This is a genomic window from Actinoplanes sp. NPDC051411 (genome assembly GCF_040682075.1).
In the GTDB taxonomy this organism is placed as follows: domain Bacteria; phylum Actinomycetota; class Actinomycetes; order Mycobacteriales; family Micromonosporaceae; genus Actinoplanes.
The window spans coordinates 23,429-39,081 of the sequence record NZ_JBFBAD010000069.1; the positions used below are offsets into that span (position 1 = coordinate 23,429).

14 protein-coding genes are annotated in these 15,653 nt (G+C 70.4%); 11 read left to right on the forward strand and 3 right to left on the reverse strand.

Going from position 1 to position 15,653, the window contains the following annotated elements; translation table 11 throughout:
- Positions 1 to 17: 17 nt before the first annotated feature.
- Genes AB0M88_RS32340 through eboE form a run of 7 tightly spaced genes read left to right on the forward strand, consistent with a single transcriptional unit; the run spans position 18 to position 6,883 of the window.
- On the forward strand, positions 18 to 1,088 hold the full coding sequence (locus AB0M88_RS32340) for a 2,3-butanediol dehydrogenase (RefSeq protein WP_364109053.1): 1,071 nt from the start codon (positions 18 to 20) through the stop codon (positions 1,086 to 1,088).
- A gap of 13 nt (positions 1,089 to 1,101) precedes the next feature.
- The gene (locus AB0M88_RS32345; protein WP_364109055.1) at positions 1,102 to 1,632 is read left to right on the forward strand and encodes a VOC family protein; all 531 of its coding nucleotides are present in this window, start codon (positions 1,102 to 1,104) and stop codon (positions 1,630 to 1,632) included.
- A 5-nt stretch (positions 1,633 to 1,637) separates the two neighbouring features.
- Positions 1,638 to 2,987, forward strand: a complete 1,350-nt coding sequence (locus tag AB0M88_RS32350) for a Xaa-Pro peptidase family protein (protein WP_364109058.1) — start codon at positions 1,638 to 1,640, stop codon at positions 2,985 to 2,987.
- A complete protein-coding gene (locus AB0M88_RS32355; protein WP_364109060.1) occupies positions 2,984 to 4,048 on the forward strand; it encodes a thiamine pyrophosphate-dependent dehydrogenase E1 component subunit alpha in 1,065 nt (354 codons plus the stop codon). Before AB0M88_RS32350 ends, AB0M88_RS32355 begins: the two co-directional genes overlap by 4 nt.
- Complete coding sequence (locus AB0M88_RS32360) at positions 4,036 to 5,013, forward strand: alpha-ketoacid dehydrogenase subunit beta (protein ID WP_364109062.1); 978 nt, start codon at positions 4,036 to 4,038, stop codon at positions 5,011 to 5,013. Before AB0M88_RS32355 ends, AB0M88_RS32360 begins: the two co-directional genes overlap by 13 nt.
- Positions 5,010 to 5,702 (forward strand): 2-oxo acid dehydrogenase subunit E2, encoded by a 693-nt coding sequence (locus AB0M88_RS32365; RefSeq protein ID WP_364109064.1) that lies wholly within the window; start codon positions 5,010 to 5,012, stop codon positions 5,700 to 5,702. The genes AB0M88_RS32360 and AB0M88_RS32365 overlap by 4 nt, the downstream gene beginning before the upstream one ends.
- On the forward strand, positions 5,684 to 6,883 hold the full coding sequence (gene eboE / locus AB0M88_RS32370; protein ID WP_364109066.1) for a metabolite traffic protein EboE: 1,200 nt from the start codon (positions 5,684 to 5,686) through the stop codon (positions 6,881 to 6,883). The genes AB0M88_RS32365 and eboE overlap by 19 nt, the downstream gene beginning before the upstream one ends.
- Positions 6,884 to 6,890: 7 nt before the next feature.
- Here the strand turns inward: eboE and AB0M88_RS32375 are convergent, their stop codons facing one another.
- Genes AB0M88_RS32375 through AB0M88_RS32385 form a run of 3 tightly spaced genes read right to left on the reverse strand, consistent with a single transcriptional unit; the run spans position 6,891 to position 11,387 of the window.
- A complete protein-coding gene (locus AB0M88_RS32375) occupies positions 6,891 to 8,540 on the reverse strand; it encodes a tannase/feruloyl esterase family alpha/beta hydrolase (protein ID WP_364109068.1) in 1,650 nt (549 codons plus the stop codon).
- Positions 8,540 to 9,295, reverse strand: coding sequence for a citryl-CoA lyase (locus tag AB0M88_RS32380; protein ID WP_364109070.1), 756 nt, complete (start codon positions 9,293 to 9,295; stop codon positions 8,540 to 8,542). Before AB0M88_RS32380 ends, AB0M88_RS32375 begins: the two co-directional genes overlap by 1 nt.
- 1 nt (position 9,296) lies before the next feature.
- A complete protein-coding gene (locus tag AB0M88_RS32385) occupies positions 9,297 to 11,387 on the reverse strand; it encodes a PQQ-binding-like beta-propeller repeat protein (RefSeq protein WP_364109073.1) in 2,091 nt (696 codons plus the stop codon).
- A 159-nt stretch (positions 11,388 to 11,546) separates the two neighbouring features.
- Between AB0M88_RS32385 and AB0M88_RS32390 the strand changes: the two genes are divergently transcribed.
- From AB0M88_RS32390 to AB0M88_RS32405, 4 genes are all read left to right on the forward strand, one after another.
- Positions 11,547 to 12,593 carry a ThuA domain-containing protein gene (locus tag AB0M88_RS32390; protein ID WP_364109075.1) on the forward strand — a complete coding sequence of 349 codons (1,047 nt, stop codon included), beginning with the start codon at positions 11,547 to 11,549 and terminating at the stop codon, positions 12,591 to 12,593.
- Between the two features lie 95 nt (positions 12,594 to 12,688).
- A complete protein-coding gene (locus AB0M88_RS32395) occupies positions 12,689 to 13,369 on the forward strand; it encodes a pyrroloquinoline quinone biosynthesis protein C (protein WP_364109077.1) in 681 nt (226 codons plus the stop codon).
- A complete protein-coding gene (pqqE, locus tag AB0M88_RS32400; RefSeq protein WP_364109080.1) occupies positions 13,366 to 14,721 on the forward strand; it encodes a pyrroloquinoline quinone biosynthesis protein PqqE in 1,356 nt (451 codons plus the stop codon). The genes AB0M88_RS32395 and pqqE overlap by 4 nt, the downstream gene beginning before the upstream one ends.
- A gap of 34 nt (positions 14,722 to 14,755) precedes the next feature.
- Complete coding sequence (locus AB0M88_RS32405) at positions 14,756 to 15,619, forward strand: MBL fold metallo-hydrolase (protein WP_364109082.1); 864 nt, start codon at positions 14,756 to 14,758, stop codon at positions 15,617 to 15,619.
- The last annotated feature ends 34 nt before the right edge of the window (positions 15,620 to 15,653 follow it).

The following is a 15,653-nucleotide window of genomic DNA, read 5'->3' on the forward strand; positions in this document are numbered from 1 at the left end:
AAGAAAGGCAAAAGACAGTGCTGGCAGCGCGGTTCTACGACAAGGGCGACATCCGGCTGGAGGCGGTCGACGTCCCGGTGCCGAAGGCGCCCGACGAGGTGCTGGTCGAGGTGGCCTGGTGCGGCATCTGCGGCACCGACCTGCACGAATATCTGGTCGGCCCGATCGTCACGCCGGTCACGCCGCACCCGCTCACCGGGGTCACGCTGCCGCAGACGCTGGGCCACGAGTTCTCGGCCCGGGTCGTCGAGGCCGGGCCGGAGGTCACCGGCGTGGCCGTGGGCGACCGGGTCGCGGTCATGCCGGCCATCGTCTGCGGGCGGTGCACCTACTGCCGGCAGGGTCTCGGTCACCTGTGCGTGCGCTTCGCGTGCACCGGGCTGAGTGCCGAGACCGGCGGCCTGGCGCAGTACGCGGTGCTCAAGGACTACCAGGTCGCGAAGCTGCCCGACGAGGTGTCGGACGTCGAGGGCGCGGTGGTCGAGCCGGCCAGCGTGGCCGCGTACGGCGTCGACCGCGCCGGAGTCCACGGCGGCGACGTCGTGCTGGTCACCGGCGCCGGCCCGATCGGCGTGCTCTCGGCCCTGTACGCCAACGCGATCGGCGCCGCCACCGTGGTCATCGCCGAGCCCAACCCCAACCGGGCCGCACTCGCCCGCGGCCTCGACGTCGGCCCGGTGCTCGACCCGACCGACGAGGGCTTCGCCGACACCATCGCCGGCCTGACCGCCGGCCTCGGCGTCGACGTCGTGGCCGAGTGCTCCGGCTCGACCCCCGGCCTGGCGACCGCGCTGACCAGCGTCCGCCGCCGCGGCTCGATCGTGCAGACCGGCCTGCACACCAGGCCGGCCACGCTCGACGCGATGGCGCTGTCCGAGAAGGACGTCACGCTGGTCGGCAGCTGGTGCTACCTGATCACCGACTGGCCCCGCATCATCCGCCTGATCGCGTCCGGCAAATACCCGGTCGGTAAGGCGGTCACCGCCCAGATCTCGCTGCCGGACGTGGTCACCAAGGGCTTCGACGTGCTCGTCGACCCGCGGGGCGACCAGCTCAAGGTCCTGGCCTCACCGACTCACGCCGCCTGAGGAGAACCCCGTCATGGAACTCAAAGCAATCCACCACGCCGGTCTGGTCGTCAGCGACCTGGACCGATCGATCTACTTCTACCACGACATCCTCGGGCTGCCGTTCGCCAACGAGCCCACCGGATGGTTCGAGGGCCCCGACCTGGCCCGCGGCGTCGGGGTGCCGGACGCCAAGCTGCGCCAGGTCTGCCTGTGGGTCGGCGAGGCCTCCACGATGGAGCTGATCGAATACGGAAACCGCCCGGCCACCAGCACCGAGCCGATCCCCAACAACCACCTCGGCGCCGCCCACATCTGCTTCCGGGTCGACGACATCCGCGCGACCAAGGCCGAGCTGGAGAGCAAGGGCGTGACCTTCTACTCCGAGATCAACGTGGTCGACGAGGGGCCGCTGGCCGGGTGGCGCTGGTGCTACTTCAGCGATCCGGACGGGCTCGCGCTCGAACTGGTCGAGGTGGCCTATTACCTCAAGGACGAGCGCGAGGCCAACGCGGCCGAATACCTGCGTACCCGCCCCGCCCTGAACCTTCTGATCAAGGAGTGACCGCCATGGGTACACCCACGTTCGGGACGAACGAGGTCGACTGGGAGAACCGGCTCGATCTCGCCCGGCTGCGCCGCGAGCGCGTGCGCAAGCTCAAGGCCGAGCTCGACCGGTCCGACCTGGGCGCGCTGGTCACCTTCGACTTTCACAACATCCGGTACATGACGTCGACCCACATCGGCACGTGGGCGATGGACAAGCTGATCCGGTTCGCGATCCTGCCGCGCGGCGGCGACCCGGTGTTGTGGGACTTCGGGTCGGCCGCCCGCCACCACCAGCTCTACAGCCCCTGGCTCGACGAGCCGCACGCGGCGGCCGGGCGCGGCGAGCACTACGGGTCCCGCGCCGGCATCTCGACCCTGCGCGGCGCGATCTCAACCGGTGCCGGCCGGGCCGAGGACGTCGCCGCCAAGATCGCTCAGGTGATGGCGGACTTCGGGCTGGCCGGCCAGCCGATCGGCGTCGACATCATCGAGCCGCCGGTGCTGGAGGCGTTGCAGCGCCTCGGTTTCCCGGTGGTCGACGGCCAGCAGCAGTTCCTGGAGGCGCGCCGGGTCAAGACCCAGGACGAGATCGGCCTGCTCACCCAGGCGGTGTCCATGGTCGACGCGGCGTACGAAGACCTGTACGAGTTCCTGCGCCCGGGCGTCCGCGAGAACGAGTGCGTGGGGCTGGTCAGCAAGAAACTCTTCGACCTCGGCTCGGAACACGTCGAAGGGGTCAACGCGATCTCCGGCGAACGCTGCTCGCCGCACCCGCACATGTTCTCCGACCGGCTGATCCGGCCCGGCGACCCCGCGTTCTTCGACATCCTGCACAGCTACCAGGGCTACCGCACGTGCTACTACCGCACGTTCGCGGTCGGCAGCGCCTCACCCGGCATGCACGGGGCGTACAAGGTCTGCCGTGAGCTGATCGACAACGCGATCAGCCTGGTCAAGCCGGGCGCGACGACCGCCGACATCGTGCAGGTGTGGCCGGACGCGACCGACTTCGGGTTCCCCGACGAGGAAGCGGCGTTCGGCCTGCAGTACGGCCACGGTGTGGGGCTGAGCATCTGGGAGCGCCCGATCTTCAGCCGCCTCAACTCGATCGAGAACCCGGAGACGCTCGAGCCCGGGCAGGTGTTCGCGCTCGAGACGTACTGGCCGGCCGCCGACGGGTGGGGCGCGGCCCGGATCGAGGAGGAGATCCTGGTGACCGAATCCGGCTGCGAGGTGATCACGAAGTTCCCGGCCGAGGAGCTGCTGGTCGCCGGCCGGCGCTACTACACGGCTGGGGGCGAGCTGCCGGCCGTACGCGACAGCCAGTCCCACCTCAACAACCGCCCGTCCGACGGGAGGGCAACGGCATGAGGCTGCCCCTGGCCGAGCACGGCTACGGCGCTCACCCGGCGGTGCTGCCCCCGGACGACCCGACGCGCCACGACAACGACGCGGTGCCGATGCCGGTGCGGCTCGCGCTCTACCGCAAGATGCAGGAGATGCGCCTGTTCGAGAAGCGGGCGTACGACCTGTTCATGCGGCAGCTGGTCAAGGGCACGACCCACCTCTCGCTCGGCATGGAGGCGATCGCGGCCGGCTTCGGCGTGGCGATGCGCTCCGACGACCTCACCTTCGCCACCTATCGGGGGCACGCGCACACGCTGGCCCGTGGCGTGCCGATGACGCCGGTGCTGGCCGAACTGCTGGGCCGGGCCAACGGGCTGATGGGCGGCAAGGGCGGCTCGATGCACCTGACCAGCGTCAAGCACGGGGTGCTCGGCTCGTACGCGATCATCGGCGCCCACCTGACCATCGCCAACGGGGCCGCCTGGTCGGCGCAGTATCGGGGGTCGGGCCAGGTGACGACCTGCTTCTTCGGCGACGGCACGACCAATATCGGCGCCTTCCACGAGGCGCTCAACTATGCCGCCGTGTTCCAGCTGCCGATCGTCTTCGTGTGCGAGAACAACCTGTACATGGAATACACCGCGACGGCGGACATCACCGCCGTACCCCGGCCGGCCGCGGACCGTGCGTCCGCCTACGGCCTTGACCCGATCGTGGTCGACGGCAACGACGCCGACGACGTCTACCAGAACGCCACCGCGGCGATCCAGCGAGCCCGGGCCGGCGGCGGACCGTCCCTCATCGAGGCGGTGACCTATCGCCACGGCGGCCACTCGCGGGCCGACCCGGGCAAATACCGGCCGGCCGACGAGATCGAGGCCTGGATGAAGTACGACCCGATCACCGTCTACCGCGGCCGTCTGCTGCGGCTCGGCGTCGACCAGGCCTCGATCGACCGGATCGACCAGGACGTCACGGCCGAGGTCGAGAAGGCCACCGAGGAGGCGGTCGCCGGTGAACTGCCCTCGCCGGCGGCGGCGATGACCGACCTGTGGGCGGACGGAGGATCGTCATGGCGCAACTGACCTACCGCAGCGCGGTCGCCCGCGGCATCGCCCAGGAGATGCGCCGCGACGAGCGGGTCGTCCTGATCGGCGAGGACATCGCCGGCTCGGGCGGCGTCTTCAAGACCACCGTCGGGCTGCTCGACGAGTTCGGCCCCCGGCGCGTGATCGACACCCCGATCTCCGAGCAGGCCATCCTCGGCGCGGCCATGGGCGCCGCGATGACCGGCATGCGCCCGGTCGCCGAGATCATGTTCTCGGACTTCTTCGCGGTCTGCTGGGACATCGTGGTCAACGAGATCGCCAAGACCCGCTACATGACCGACGGCCAGGTCACGATCCCGCTCGTGATCAAGACGGGCAACGGCGGCAGCCTGCGCTTCGGCGCCCAGCACTCGCAGGCGATCGAGAACTGGGCGATGGCCGTCCCCGGGCTCAAGGTGGTCACGCCCTCCACCCCGCGCGACGTCGTCGGGCTGATGGCGGCCGCGGTGCGCAGCGACGACCCGGTGCTGTTCTTCGAGCACAAGGGCCTGTACGCGATGAAGGACGAGGTGCCGGACGGCGACATCGTCGACGAACTCGGCAAGGCCGTCATCCGCCGCACCGGCAGCGACGCGACGATCCTCTCGCTCGGGCTCACCGTCGGGCGCGCCCTCGAGGCGGCCAAGGAACTCGCCGCCACCGGCATCGAGGCCGAGGTGATCGACGTCCGGTCGCTGGTGCCGCTCGACGTCGAGACCATCCTGGCCTCGCTCAACAAGACCGGCCGGCTCTTCACGGTCGAGGAGAACCCGCGGTTGCTCGGCTGGGGCGCGGAGATCGCGTCGATCGCGGCCGAGGAGGGCTTCTGGGACCTCGACGGCCCGGTCCAGCGGATCACCACGCCGCACATCCCGCTGCCGGCCGCCGACTCGCTGGAAGATCTCGTGATCCCGTCGGCCGACCTGGTGGCGGCCACGGTGACCAAGGCCCTGCAACCGTGACGGTCGCCGCCCCCATCCGGCGGTCGCCCTGGCACCGGCTGTCGCCCCGGGCCCGGCGGGCGGCGGCCGAGGCCGAGGTCGTGAGCATCCAGCGAGTGCCGCGCCACGAACTGTCACCGCGAGCCCGCCGGCAAGCTGCCGAGCAACCGCGGTCGCCGTCCGCACCGGCCGAGGCGAGAGGCCGAGAGGCAGCGGCGTTCGCGGTCGGGGAGGTCGACGTCGATGTCACGGGTCTCGGCGGTTCGGTTCTAACCTACGTGGCCCGGGCGATCGCCGAGGCGGTGCCGTCGCGAGCCGTGCACCTCGCGATCGGCATGGGCGGTCCGGTGATTCGCGACGCCGGCGACCTCAGCCTGGCCGGCCTGACGCGCCGGCTCAGCGAACCTGACCCCGACCCGAAGGCATCCGGCCCGGGCACATCGGGGGCGACTCTGACGATCGTGGTGTCCGGGCTGACGGCCGAGACGGTGCCGCCCGAGCCGGGACAACTCGGCACCCTCGTCGTCGGGCAGGCGGTGGAACGACCCGCCGTGGTGCGGCTGACCGGCGGTGGCTCGGGCATCGCCGTGCGTTCATTCGCGCGCCTCACTTTCTCCTACGACCACCGGGCGCTCCGCCGCGACGGCGCCGCCCGGTTCCTGACCGCTGTGAAGCACCGTCTGGAGGCGCCATGGACCTCGGCCGGCTAGGCCACCTCGCCTACTCCACCCTCGTCCACCCCGGCGACACCTGGGAGGAGATGAGGGCGAGCCTCGAAACGTACGCACCGGCGGTGAAGAAGCAGGTCGCGCCGGACGACCCGTACGGCGTCTCGCTCCGGATCTCCGGAGCCTCGGCCCGGACCCTCGCCGCCGACCCGGCCGAACGCACCCGCCTGCGGATCTGGCTGGCCCAGCACGACATGTACGTGTTCACCGTCAACGCCTTCCCGCACGGCCCGTTCAAGGGCCGCACCGTGATGGAGGACGTCTACGAGCCGGACTGGTCGACCGAGGAACGCGTCACGTACACCAACCAGGTCGCCGACATCCTGGCCGAGATCACCCCGGCCGAGGTGTCGCCGTCGATCCAGACCGCGCCGCTGGCGTTCCGGGCCAACGTGCACTCCGACGAGGACGTCGCCGCCATCACGCGCAACGTGCTGCGGACGGTGGCTCACCTGATCGAGCTGGAGCGGCGTACCGGGCGGCGGGTCAAGCTGGCGCTGGAGCCGGAGCCGTTCTGCCTGCTGGAGACCACGGGGGAGACGCTGGACTACTTCCGCCGATGGGTGTGGTCGGCCGGCGGCCTCCGTACGCTCTGCGAGCTGACCGGACTGCCGGCCAGCGAGGCTGCCGGTCTGGTGCGCCGGCATCTCGGTGTGGTGTTCGACATCGGCCATCAGTCGGTCGAGTTCGAGGACATCGGGGCCTCGCTGCGGGCGCTGCGGGACGCGGGTGTGCCGATCTTCAAGCTGCAGGCGGCGGCCGCGCTGCGTGTGCCCGAGGTGACCGACGAGTCGGTGGCGGCGCTCGGCGCGTTCACCGGCACCATCTACCTCAGCCAGACCACTGAGGAGCGCGACGGCCGGCTCACCAAGATGCTCAACCTGTCCGACGCGATCGACGCCTGGCGGGCTGACCCGTCCGGCAGCCGGGAGTGGCGCACCCACTTCCACGTGCCGATCTTCCTCGACGACCTGGGGGAGTTCGGGACGACCCGATCGGGCATCGAGGACGCGCTGGCCCTGCACGCCGAGGTGCCGCTCTCGGACCACCTCGAGATCGAGACCTACACCTGGGACGTTCTTCCCTCCCACCTCAAGACCGGCGACATCGTCGACTACGTGGTCCGCGAATGGACCTGGCTGACCGATCACCTTCCGGGGTGAGAGCCGCTCAGGGGTGCGCGGTGGCGGTCACCGTCGGCGTGAACCACTGCTGGAACCGCGGGGTGTAGTGGAAGTCGCCGATCCAGTCGTAGTGCTGGGGGTAGTGATGCTCGGGTGGTGCGGCCCGCCAGTTCGCCTGGTTGTCCGGGTCGCCCGAGCCGGTGTAGCGGCTGATCGCCGGGTAGGGGAAGGTGGCCTGGGTGCGCACGATCGACGCGTCGGTGCCCGGCGCCCGGTACGAAGTGACGACCTTGCCCGGCGCGGCCCCTTGTTCGCGCCAGGCGATCAGCGGTGAGAGGTAGTCGGCGCCCGCGGTGCCGCCGCCGCAATGGCCTTCGCCGGTCGGCATGTAGAGCTTCACGAAGCCGTCCGTCCGCTTCTGCCCGAGCGTTCGGGTCACGGCGTCGAAGTAGTTGAGCGTGGCGAACGGTGAGCTGCCGGTGTCGCCCCATCCGTCCCAGATGATCAGTTTGCCGCCGTGCCGCTGGAAGGCGGCCAGATCGGGGTCGGTGGCGTCGATGGCCGCACTGGTCTGGGTGAGGTAGCGCCACTGGTCCGCGGTGAACCGCATGTTCTGGTTGGTGATGCCGGTCGGCCCGTTCCATCGGGCGTCGTAGTTCGGGAAGTCGTAGGAGTAGACGAACTCGAAGCTGGTGTTCACACCGAACTTCTGGCCTGGTTGCAGCGCGGTGCCGCCGATCCATGACAGTTCGGACCCGTAGGGCAGGCCGCCGACGGCGAGGTGTGTTCCGCGCTCGTCGACCGGGCCGGACCAGATGCGGTTCGCGGCGGCCGCTTGGGCCCCGGTGAGGCAGGTCGCGGCCGGGCAGACGAGCGTGCGGGCGTCGAAGTGGCAGCCGCGTGGGTCGGCGACCTCGGTGCCGATGCCGCCGTCACGGTAGCCGCACGCCTTGAGCACGGCCGTGTGCAGTGCCGGGATCTTGTCGGCGGTGAGGATCGCCGTCCCGTCGGGATGGGAGTTGGCGCGCACGTTCCAGCCGTGCTCGAAGGTGTTCTCGACGACGTCGTCGATGGTCGGCGAGGCGGCGATGATGCCGTCGTAGTCGTCCGGGTAGCGCTGAGCCTCCATGAGCGCTTCGCGCCCGCCGTTCGAGCAGCCGGTGAAGTACGAATAGCGGGCCGGCTGCCCGTAGTACGCACGGATGACGGCCTTGCTGGCGAGCGTCACCTTGTGCATGCCGGCGTAGCCGAAGTCGATGATGGCGGTCGGATTGTTGAGGCCCCACAGGCCGTCGGCGGCGAACGTGCCGCCGGTGTGGCCGAGGTCGGTGGAGGCGACGGCCAGCTCTCCGGACTGCACCTGTGGGCACCCGGTGGTCGATTCGGTGGTGGCGTTGACGTTGACCGAGCCGCAGTAGCCGCCGCAGCCGACCATCAGGAAGCGTTGCGTCCAGCCGGTCAGCGGCAGCTTCAGCTCGAAGCGCACGGCGCCGGTGTGGCCTTTGACGTCACAGGTGGCCGGGCCGGCGGTGGCGGCGTCGATCCGTGCCGGTGCTCCGGCGACTCCGCGGAAGTCGTGGTCGAGGAGGGCGGCGCACCCGGCCGCCGCACCCGAGGCGGAGGCGGAGGCCGACGAGCCTGCTACCAGGCCGCCGGTGACGAGGGCGAGTATGACGAGGAGAGCGCGTGGTCGCATCAGGGCTCCTGGTCGAGGAAGGTCGGGAGGATCGAGGGGGGCATCGGTCCCTTGTTGCGCCGGCCCTGGCCCATCTCCTCCCAGGCGTGGGCGAGGATGCCGACGCTGCGGCTGAGCACGAACAGCCCGCGCGCGAGGGGAGCGGCGAAGCCCAGCTCGGCGTAGATGACCGCGGTGGCACCGTCGATGTTCATCGGCACGGGCGAGAGCGCCGCCTCGACGCCGAGGGCGGCGCGCAGGTAGTGGCCCTCGACCACGCCTTCCGCGACCGCCTCCTCGACGAGGCCGAGCAGGGGGTCCCGGCGCGGATCTCGGGTGTGGAAACGGTGACCGAAGCCGGGCAGGTAGCGGATCCCGCGCTCGCGCCAGCGCGTGATGGTCGTCTGGACGCCGAAAGCATGAACCTCGGACAGCAGCTCGACGCATTGCTCGCCGGCGCCGCCGTGGGAGTCGCCGAGCGAGTTGACCGCGCTGGCCATGGCGTTGTTGAGCCCGACACCGCAGGTCGCGGTCATCCGGGCGATCGCGATCGAGGGCGCGTGCGGGCCGTGGTCGACGCCGGCCACCAGCGCGGCCTCGAACAGGCGCATCTGGGCGGGGGTGGGCAGGTCGCCGCGGACCATCAGCCAGATCATCGAGCCGAATCCGGTGGTGCCGATCAGTTCCTGGACCGGGTGGCCTCTCAGCTCGATGCGGTTGGGTTCGATGCGGGACACCGCGGTGCCCCACCAGTCGGCGACCCGCTCATCGCTCATCTCAGTAGACCTCGACCTTTCCGGTCGGCCGCGGGCTGTAGCTGTCGTTGTAGAAGTACTCGCCGCGGCGCTTGAACGTGTAGGAGAACGATTCACCCGGCTTCAGCCGGACGTTGAACAGGCCCTCGAAGAACTGGGTGGCGCTGTGGTCGTGAACGTTGTCGGCCGGGTTGACGAAGGTGACCGTGGTGCCCACCGGCACCCGCAGCCAGGTCGGTGCCATCGCGTTCACGGCGGTCGACTCGGTCGCTCCGATCGTGGAGGAAGCGGGGTCGTACGTCCGGGCGAGCACGACGGTGTTGTTGACCGCGCTGCCCTCGACGGCGCTTCCCGATACCGGACGGCGTACGGTCGGAGGCGCCGGCGTGGCCGCCGGCGCGACCTTCCCGCCGAGCTTGAAGGCCCAGAGAAAGTCGCCCCGAGGTGCGGAGGCGCCGTAGGGAATGTCGGTGCCCCCGGCATAAACCGCGAGATACTGCTCGCCGTCGATCTCGTACGAGATCGGGCTGCTGCTGATCGCCGCGCCGGTCTGCCAGCGCCACAGCTCGCGTCCGCTGGACGCGTCGAGCCCGAGCAGGTTCCCGTCCGGCTGACCGATGAAGATCAGGCCGCCGCCGGTGCTGAGCACGCCGTTGCCGTGCGCGAGCGAGTACGGCATCCGCCGCTTCCACCGCACCAGGTTGGTCGACGGGTCGACCGCGACCACCCCGCCGGTCTGGTATTCGCCCGGCGGCCGGAGCCCGTTGCTCGATTCGGTCAGCGAGTGCGCCGCCGCCACGTAGCCGAACCCGGTGTAGACCAGCCCGGTGTGCTGGCTGTAGGACTGCGCGTTCCAGCAGGCGCCGCCGCCGTGACCGGGAGTGGACAGGACCGGCACGTCCCAGTGCGGCGTGTAGATCTTGGCCGGGACATAGTTGGGGACGGCCCGGTTGGGGTCGCCCGGCACCGAGGTGCCCAGCGGCTGCTCGACCACGCGGTTCTCGGTCCAGCCGCCCTGGCGCGGGAACGGCTGGGTGGGCCAGGTCTTCTGCCGCGGCTCCTGCGGCACCGGTACCTCGTCGATGCCGAGCGGTGCCGAGCCGTCGGTGCGGTCGAGGATGAAGTACATGCCGGACTTGCTGCCGTAGACGACGATCTTCCGTGGCCGGCCGTGGATGTGGACGTCGGCGAGCACCGGGGCCATCACGTTGTCCATGTCCCAGATGTTGTGGTGCACCGACTGGAAGTGCCATCGGTACTCGCCGGTCTTGATGTCCATCGCGACGATCGAGCTGGAGAACAGGTTCTGTCCTTCGCGGCCGGAGCCGTCCTGCGACGAGTTGTTGCCGCGGGCGTTGCCGAAGGTCCAGTAGATCAGGCCGAGCTCGGGGTCGATCGCCGGGTGCATCCAGGGTGTGGCGCCGCCCTTCTGCCAGGAGTCGCCGGCCCAGGTGTCGTTGCCGAGTTCGCCGGGGCCGGGCGCGCCCCAGAAGTTCCAGACCAGCGAGCCGTCGGCGGCGTTCAGCGCGAGGGCGGCCGCCCGGTCGCTGTCGTGGGTGCCGACGTGCAGGAGACCATCGTGGTGGGTGACCGCGACCTTCTCCATGGTTCCGTAGCCGGTGATCTGCCGTTCCCAGACAACCGCGCCGGTGGCCTGGTCGAGCGCGATGATCCAGCTGCCCTTGCCGTGGGTGAAGACCTTGCCGTCGCCGACCGCCACGCCGCGCCTGGTCACCGTGCCATGCGTGGCCGTGTACTTCCATTTCGTCGCGCCGGTGCGCCCGTCGACCGCGTGCACGTTGCCGAGCGCGGATTCGATGTAGAGCACGCCGTCGACGACGACCGGGGTGCTCTGGTTGGTTCCGGTGGTCAGCCCGCCCTCGATCCGGTTGAGCCAAGCGCCGCCGAGCCTCCGGACGCTGCCCCGGTCGATGTCGTGCAGCGCGGAATAGTTCTGGTTGCCGTAGTTGCCGCCGACCTTGGGGAAGTCGCGGCCGCCGGGAGTGCTGCACGAGGCCGGCCGGCGGGGCGCCGCCAGGGGCACCTTGGCCAGGGGCGCCGCGGCGGCCGCGGCCACCGCTCCCTTCAGGACTGTTCTGCGGGGAACCTCCATTGACCCTCCTAGGTCCATCTAGCGGACCAATCGATCCGCCTAGAGGTCCCGTCAATATAGCCACCTCCTTGCGCATCCCGAAACATCGTCTTTATATTGAGCCGGACCTTACAGCGGTACGTGAGGTCCATCTAGCGGACCTGAGCAAGGGTGGCATGCATGGCAAAGATCTCCCGGCGCGCGATGCTCCAGGGCACCGCCGCCGCGACCGCGGCGGCCGCGACGTCCACCGTCGGCGCGACCGCGGCGACGGCATCCCCGCGCAAGCAGACGGAACCCACCGCCAAGACGCCGGTGACCACGCCCGTCCCGGGCGACCTGGACAAGTTCTACGACCCGGTCTACAACGTCATTCGTGGCCAGGCGCCGGCGTCCTACCACCCGTGGGTCACCAACCGGCAGGACCGGGTCCTGCTCTACACCCGTACGGCCGGGCCCCGGCACGCCCACCTCGGTCCCGCCCTCGCGGCGGGGCTCAACCCGCCGCTCACCGCGGCCAACGTGCTCCAGAACGCGCTCATCAAGTGGTTGGGCGAGGTCGGTGTGCAGGTCGACTGGACCGAGGACGTCACCCAGATGCCGGGCATCGGCAGCACCTACAAGGCGGTCGTCTTCGGCAGCACCAGCCGGGACACGATGTGGAAGCACGGCACGGCCGTCGAACCGGCCGCGGCGGTCAACACCACCACCGGCGCCCACCTCGACGCGGCGAAAACCGCGCTGCACCAGTACATGCGGGCCGGCGGCGGCTTCGTCGGCATCCACAACGCGGTCGGCGGCACCGAATACAACTGGCACTGGTTCGAGGGGCTGACCGGCTCGCAGTACTACGACCACGGCGCACTGCAGGACGGCACCGTCGTCACCTACACCGACCACGACTCGTCGACCGAAGGCCTGCCGGCCCGGTGGGCGTTCAAGGACGAGTGGTACAACTGGATGCCCTTCCCGACCCGGGTCAAGTTCCTGCTCGGCGTCGACGAATCCACATTGGCCACCAAGTCGAAGGTGCACCCCGGGCACGGCAAGTTCCACCCGCTGTCCTGGTGCCAGTACTACGACGGCGGCCGCTCCTGGATCACCGCCCTGGGCCACGACTCGCTCGCCTGGACCGACGGCTCCGGCTATCCCGGTCAGGCGTTCTTCAAGAAGCACGTCGTCAACGGAATCCTGTCCACCATGGGCAATCTGCCCTTCTGCGTATAAGGAGACGCCATGAAGAAGAAGGTCTGGACCAAGCCGAAGACCGAATGCCTGGAGTCGCGCGCCGAGATCTCCGCCTACGCCGGGGTCGGCCAGCCGTGGGCCAAGCGCCGCTGACCCGCGACGAGTTCGCGGCGGCACTGCGCGGGTTGTCGGTCCGCTACTGGGACCGGCACCCGTTCCACCTGCGCCTGCACGCCGGTGAGTGCACGCCGGCCGAGGTGCGGTCGTGGGTGGCGAATCGCTGGTACTACCAGAGAATTCTCGCGCAGAAGAACGCCGCGATCATCGCCAACTGCCCGCTGCCGTCGGTCCGCCGGCGGTGGCTCGAACGCATTTCCTTCCACGACGGGGGCGCGGGGGAGGACTGGCTGGTGCTCGCGGACGCGGTCGGCCTCGCCCGCGAGGAACTGCTCGACGAGCGGCACGTCGCCCGGGGCACCCGTTTCGCGGTCGACGGCTATCTGCACTTCTGCCTCACCCGGCCGTGGACCGAGTCGGCCGCCGCCGCGCTCACCGAGCTGTTCTCGCCCGACTTCATGGCCGCCCGCGTGCTCGCCTGGCGTGCCCACTACGACTGGATCAAGCCGGACGGTTACGCCTACTTCGAGAAGCGCATCCCCGTGGTCCGCGACGACGCCGCCTACACCCTCGACCTGGTTCTGACCCATTGCGTCAGCCCCGATCAGCAACAGGCGGCTATAGCCGCACTCAACTTCAAGTGCGACGTGCTCGGCGCGATGCTCGACGCCGTCGACTATCAGGGCGGCGTCACGTGAGGCCGGGCCTCGCCCGTGGCGTGCGGCTCGTGCACGACCCGGTGCGCGACGCCGACGCCCTGCTCTATCCCGAAGGCAGCCTCGTTCTCGACGGCCCGGCGGCTGACATCGTGCGCGCTTGCGACGGCCGACGGGACGCGGCGGCGATTGCTGCCTCACTCTTGCCGATGTACGAGGGTGTGGCCGTCGAAGACGTCACGGATCTGCTCGTGGATCTGGCCGCGCGACGCCTGATGACCGACCGTGGTTCTCCGACGCGCGTCGCGCCCGGGGCCGGAAAACCCGGCCCGCACCCGCATCTCGCCGTCGGCCTGGTCGCCGAGCTCACGTACCGCTGCCCACTGCGCTGCTCCTACTGCTCCAATCCGCTCGAGATCGGCGCGCAGGCCGCGGAGCTCACCACCGCCGAGTGGGTGGACGTCCTGGAGCAGGCCCGCGACCTCGGCGTCCTGCAGGTCCACTTCTCGGGCGGCGAGCCCCTGCTGCGCCGGGATCTGCCTGAGCTGGCGGCGCACGCGCAGCGGCTCGGCATGTACACCAACCTCATCACCAGCGGGCTCGGCCTGACCGAGGCGCGTCTGACCGGCGTCGACCACGTACAGCTGTCCATTCAGGACTCCGATGCCGGCCCGGCGGACGAGATCGCGGGCGTACGCGCGTACGGAAAGAAGCTGAAGGCCGCCGCGGCCGTGCGCACCGCGGGTCTGCCGTTGACCGTCAACGTGGTGCTGCACGCGCGCAACGTCGACCGGCTCGCCGAGATCGCCGACCTGGCCGTGGGCCTCGGCGCCGAGCGGCTGGAGCTGGCGCACACCCAGTTCTACGGCTGGGGCCTGCTCAACCGGGAGGCGCTGATGCCGACGCCGGAGCAGATCGCGCGGGCCAACACGGCGGCGGTCTCCGTGCACTCCCGCTACGGCGAGCGGCTCGAAATCGTCTACGTGGAGCCGGATTACCACACCGGCCGCCCGAAGCCGTGCATGAACGGGTGGGGGAGCCGCCAGTTCTCGGTCACCCCGACCGGCGAGATGCTGCCCTGCCTGGCCGCCTCGCAGCTGCCGGGCCCGCCGGCGCCGAGTGTCCGGTCCGCTTCCCTGGCCGGCATCTGGCTCGACTCGGAGCTGTTCAACCGCTTCCGGGGCACCGAGTGGATGGCCGCACCGTGCCGCGACTGCGCGCTGCGCGAACTCGACCACGGCGGGTGCCGCTGCCAGGCTTTCGCCCTGACCGGCGACCCAGCCGCGACCGACCCCGCGTGCTCGCTCTCCCCGCGGCACTCATCGCTGGCCGCGATCGCCTCGGCCGCCGGCGAGTCCCCGCGCCCGGCGCTGATCCCCAGACGCTACCGATGACGCGCCCCGGTCTCGTGCCGGCGGGATGCCACCGATGAGGGTGCGCATCCTGGGGAGCGCGGCCGGCGGTGGCTGCCCGCAGTGGAACTGCGCCTGCCCGGTCTGCGAGGCCGCCCGCCGGGGAAAACGCGGGAGCGACGCGGCCCAGGTTGCCTTACAGCCGGAGGCTGTAACGCAACGGCGGACCCAGGACTCGGTCGCGGTCAGCGGGGACGGCCGGATCTGGCATCTCGTCAACGCCTCGCCGGACATCCGCACTCAGCTGGTGACGACCCCCGAGCTGGCACCCGGACCCGGCCGGCGCCAGACACCGCTGAGCAGCGTGCTGCTGACCACCGCCGAGCTGGATCACACCATCGGGCTGCTCAGCCTGCGCGAGGCGACCGGCCTGACGATCCGTGCGACGACCGCGGTGCGCGGCGCGCTCGAGCCCATGCGGCAGATGCTGAACGCCTACACGAGCGTCGACTTCCGGCCGTACGAGCCGGAGCTGGCCGGCGGCCTGACGCTGCGGCGGCTGACCGTCGGCGCCAAGCGGCCCCGCTATGCGGGCGAGGACGGCGAGGACTGGGTGTCGGCGCTGCGGCTGACCGACGCGCGGACCGGCTCGTCGTTCGTCTACGCCACCTGTCTGCCGGCCTGGACCGAGGAGTTCGACGAGTTCCTGCGCGGCGCCGACGAGGTGCTGCTGGACGGCACCTTCGGCACGAACGACGAGCTGACCCGCGCCACCGGCCGTCCCGGCAGCGCGGCCTCGATGGGCCACCTGCCGATCGAGGTGTCGCGGCACCGGCAGGCGGCGCATCCCGGCACCCGATTCCGCTACGGCCACCTCAACAACACGAACCCGGCCGCCGGCCCGGACATCGTCGCGGACGGCCTCGTCCTGCCTTTGTAACGATCAGGGACTTGACATCGACATCTTTTAGCGT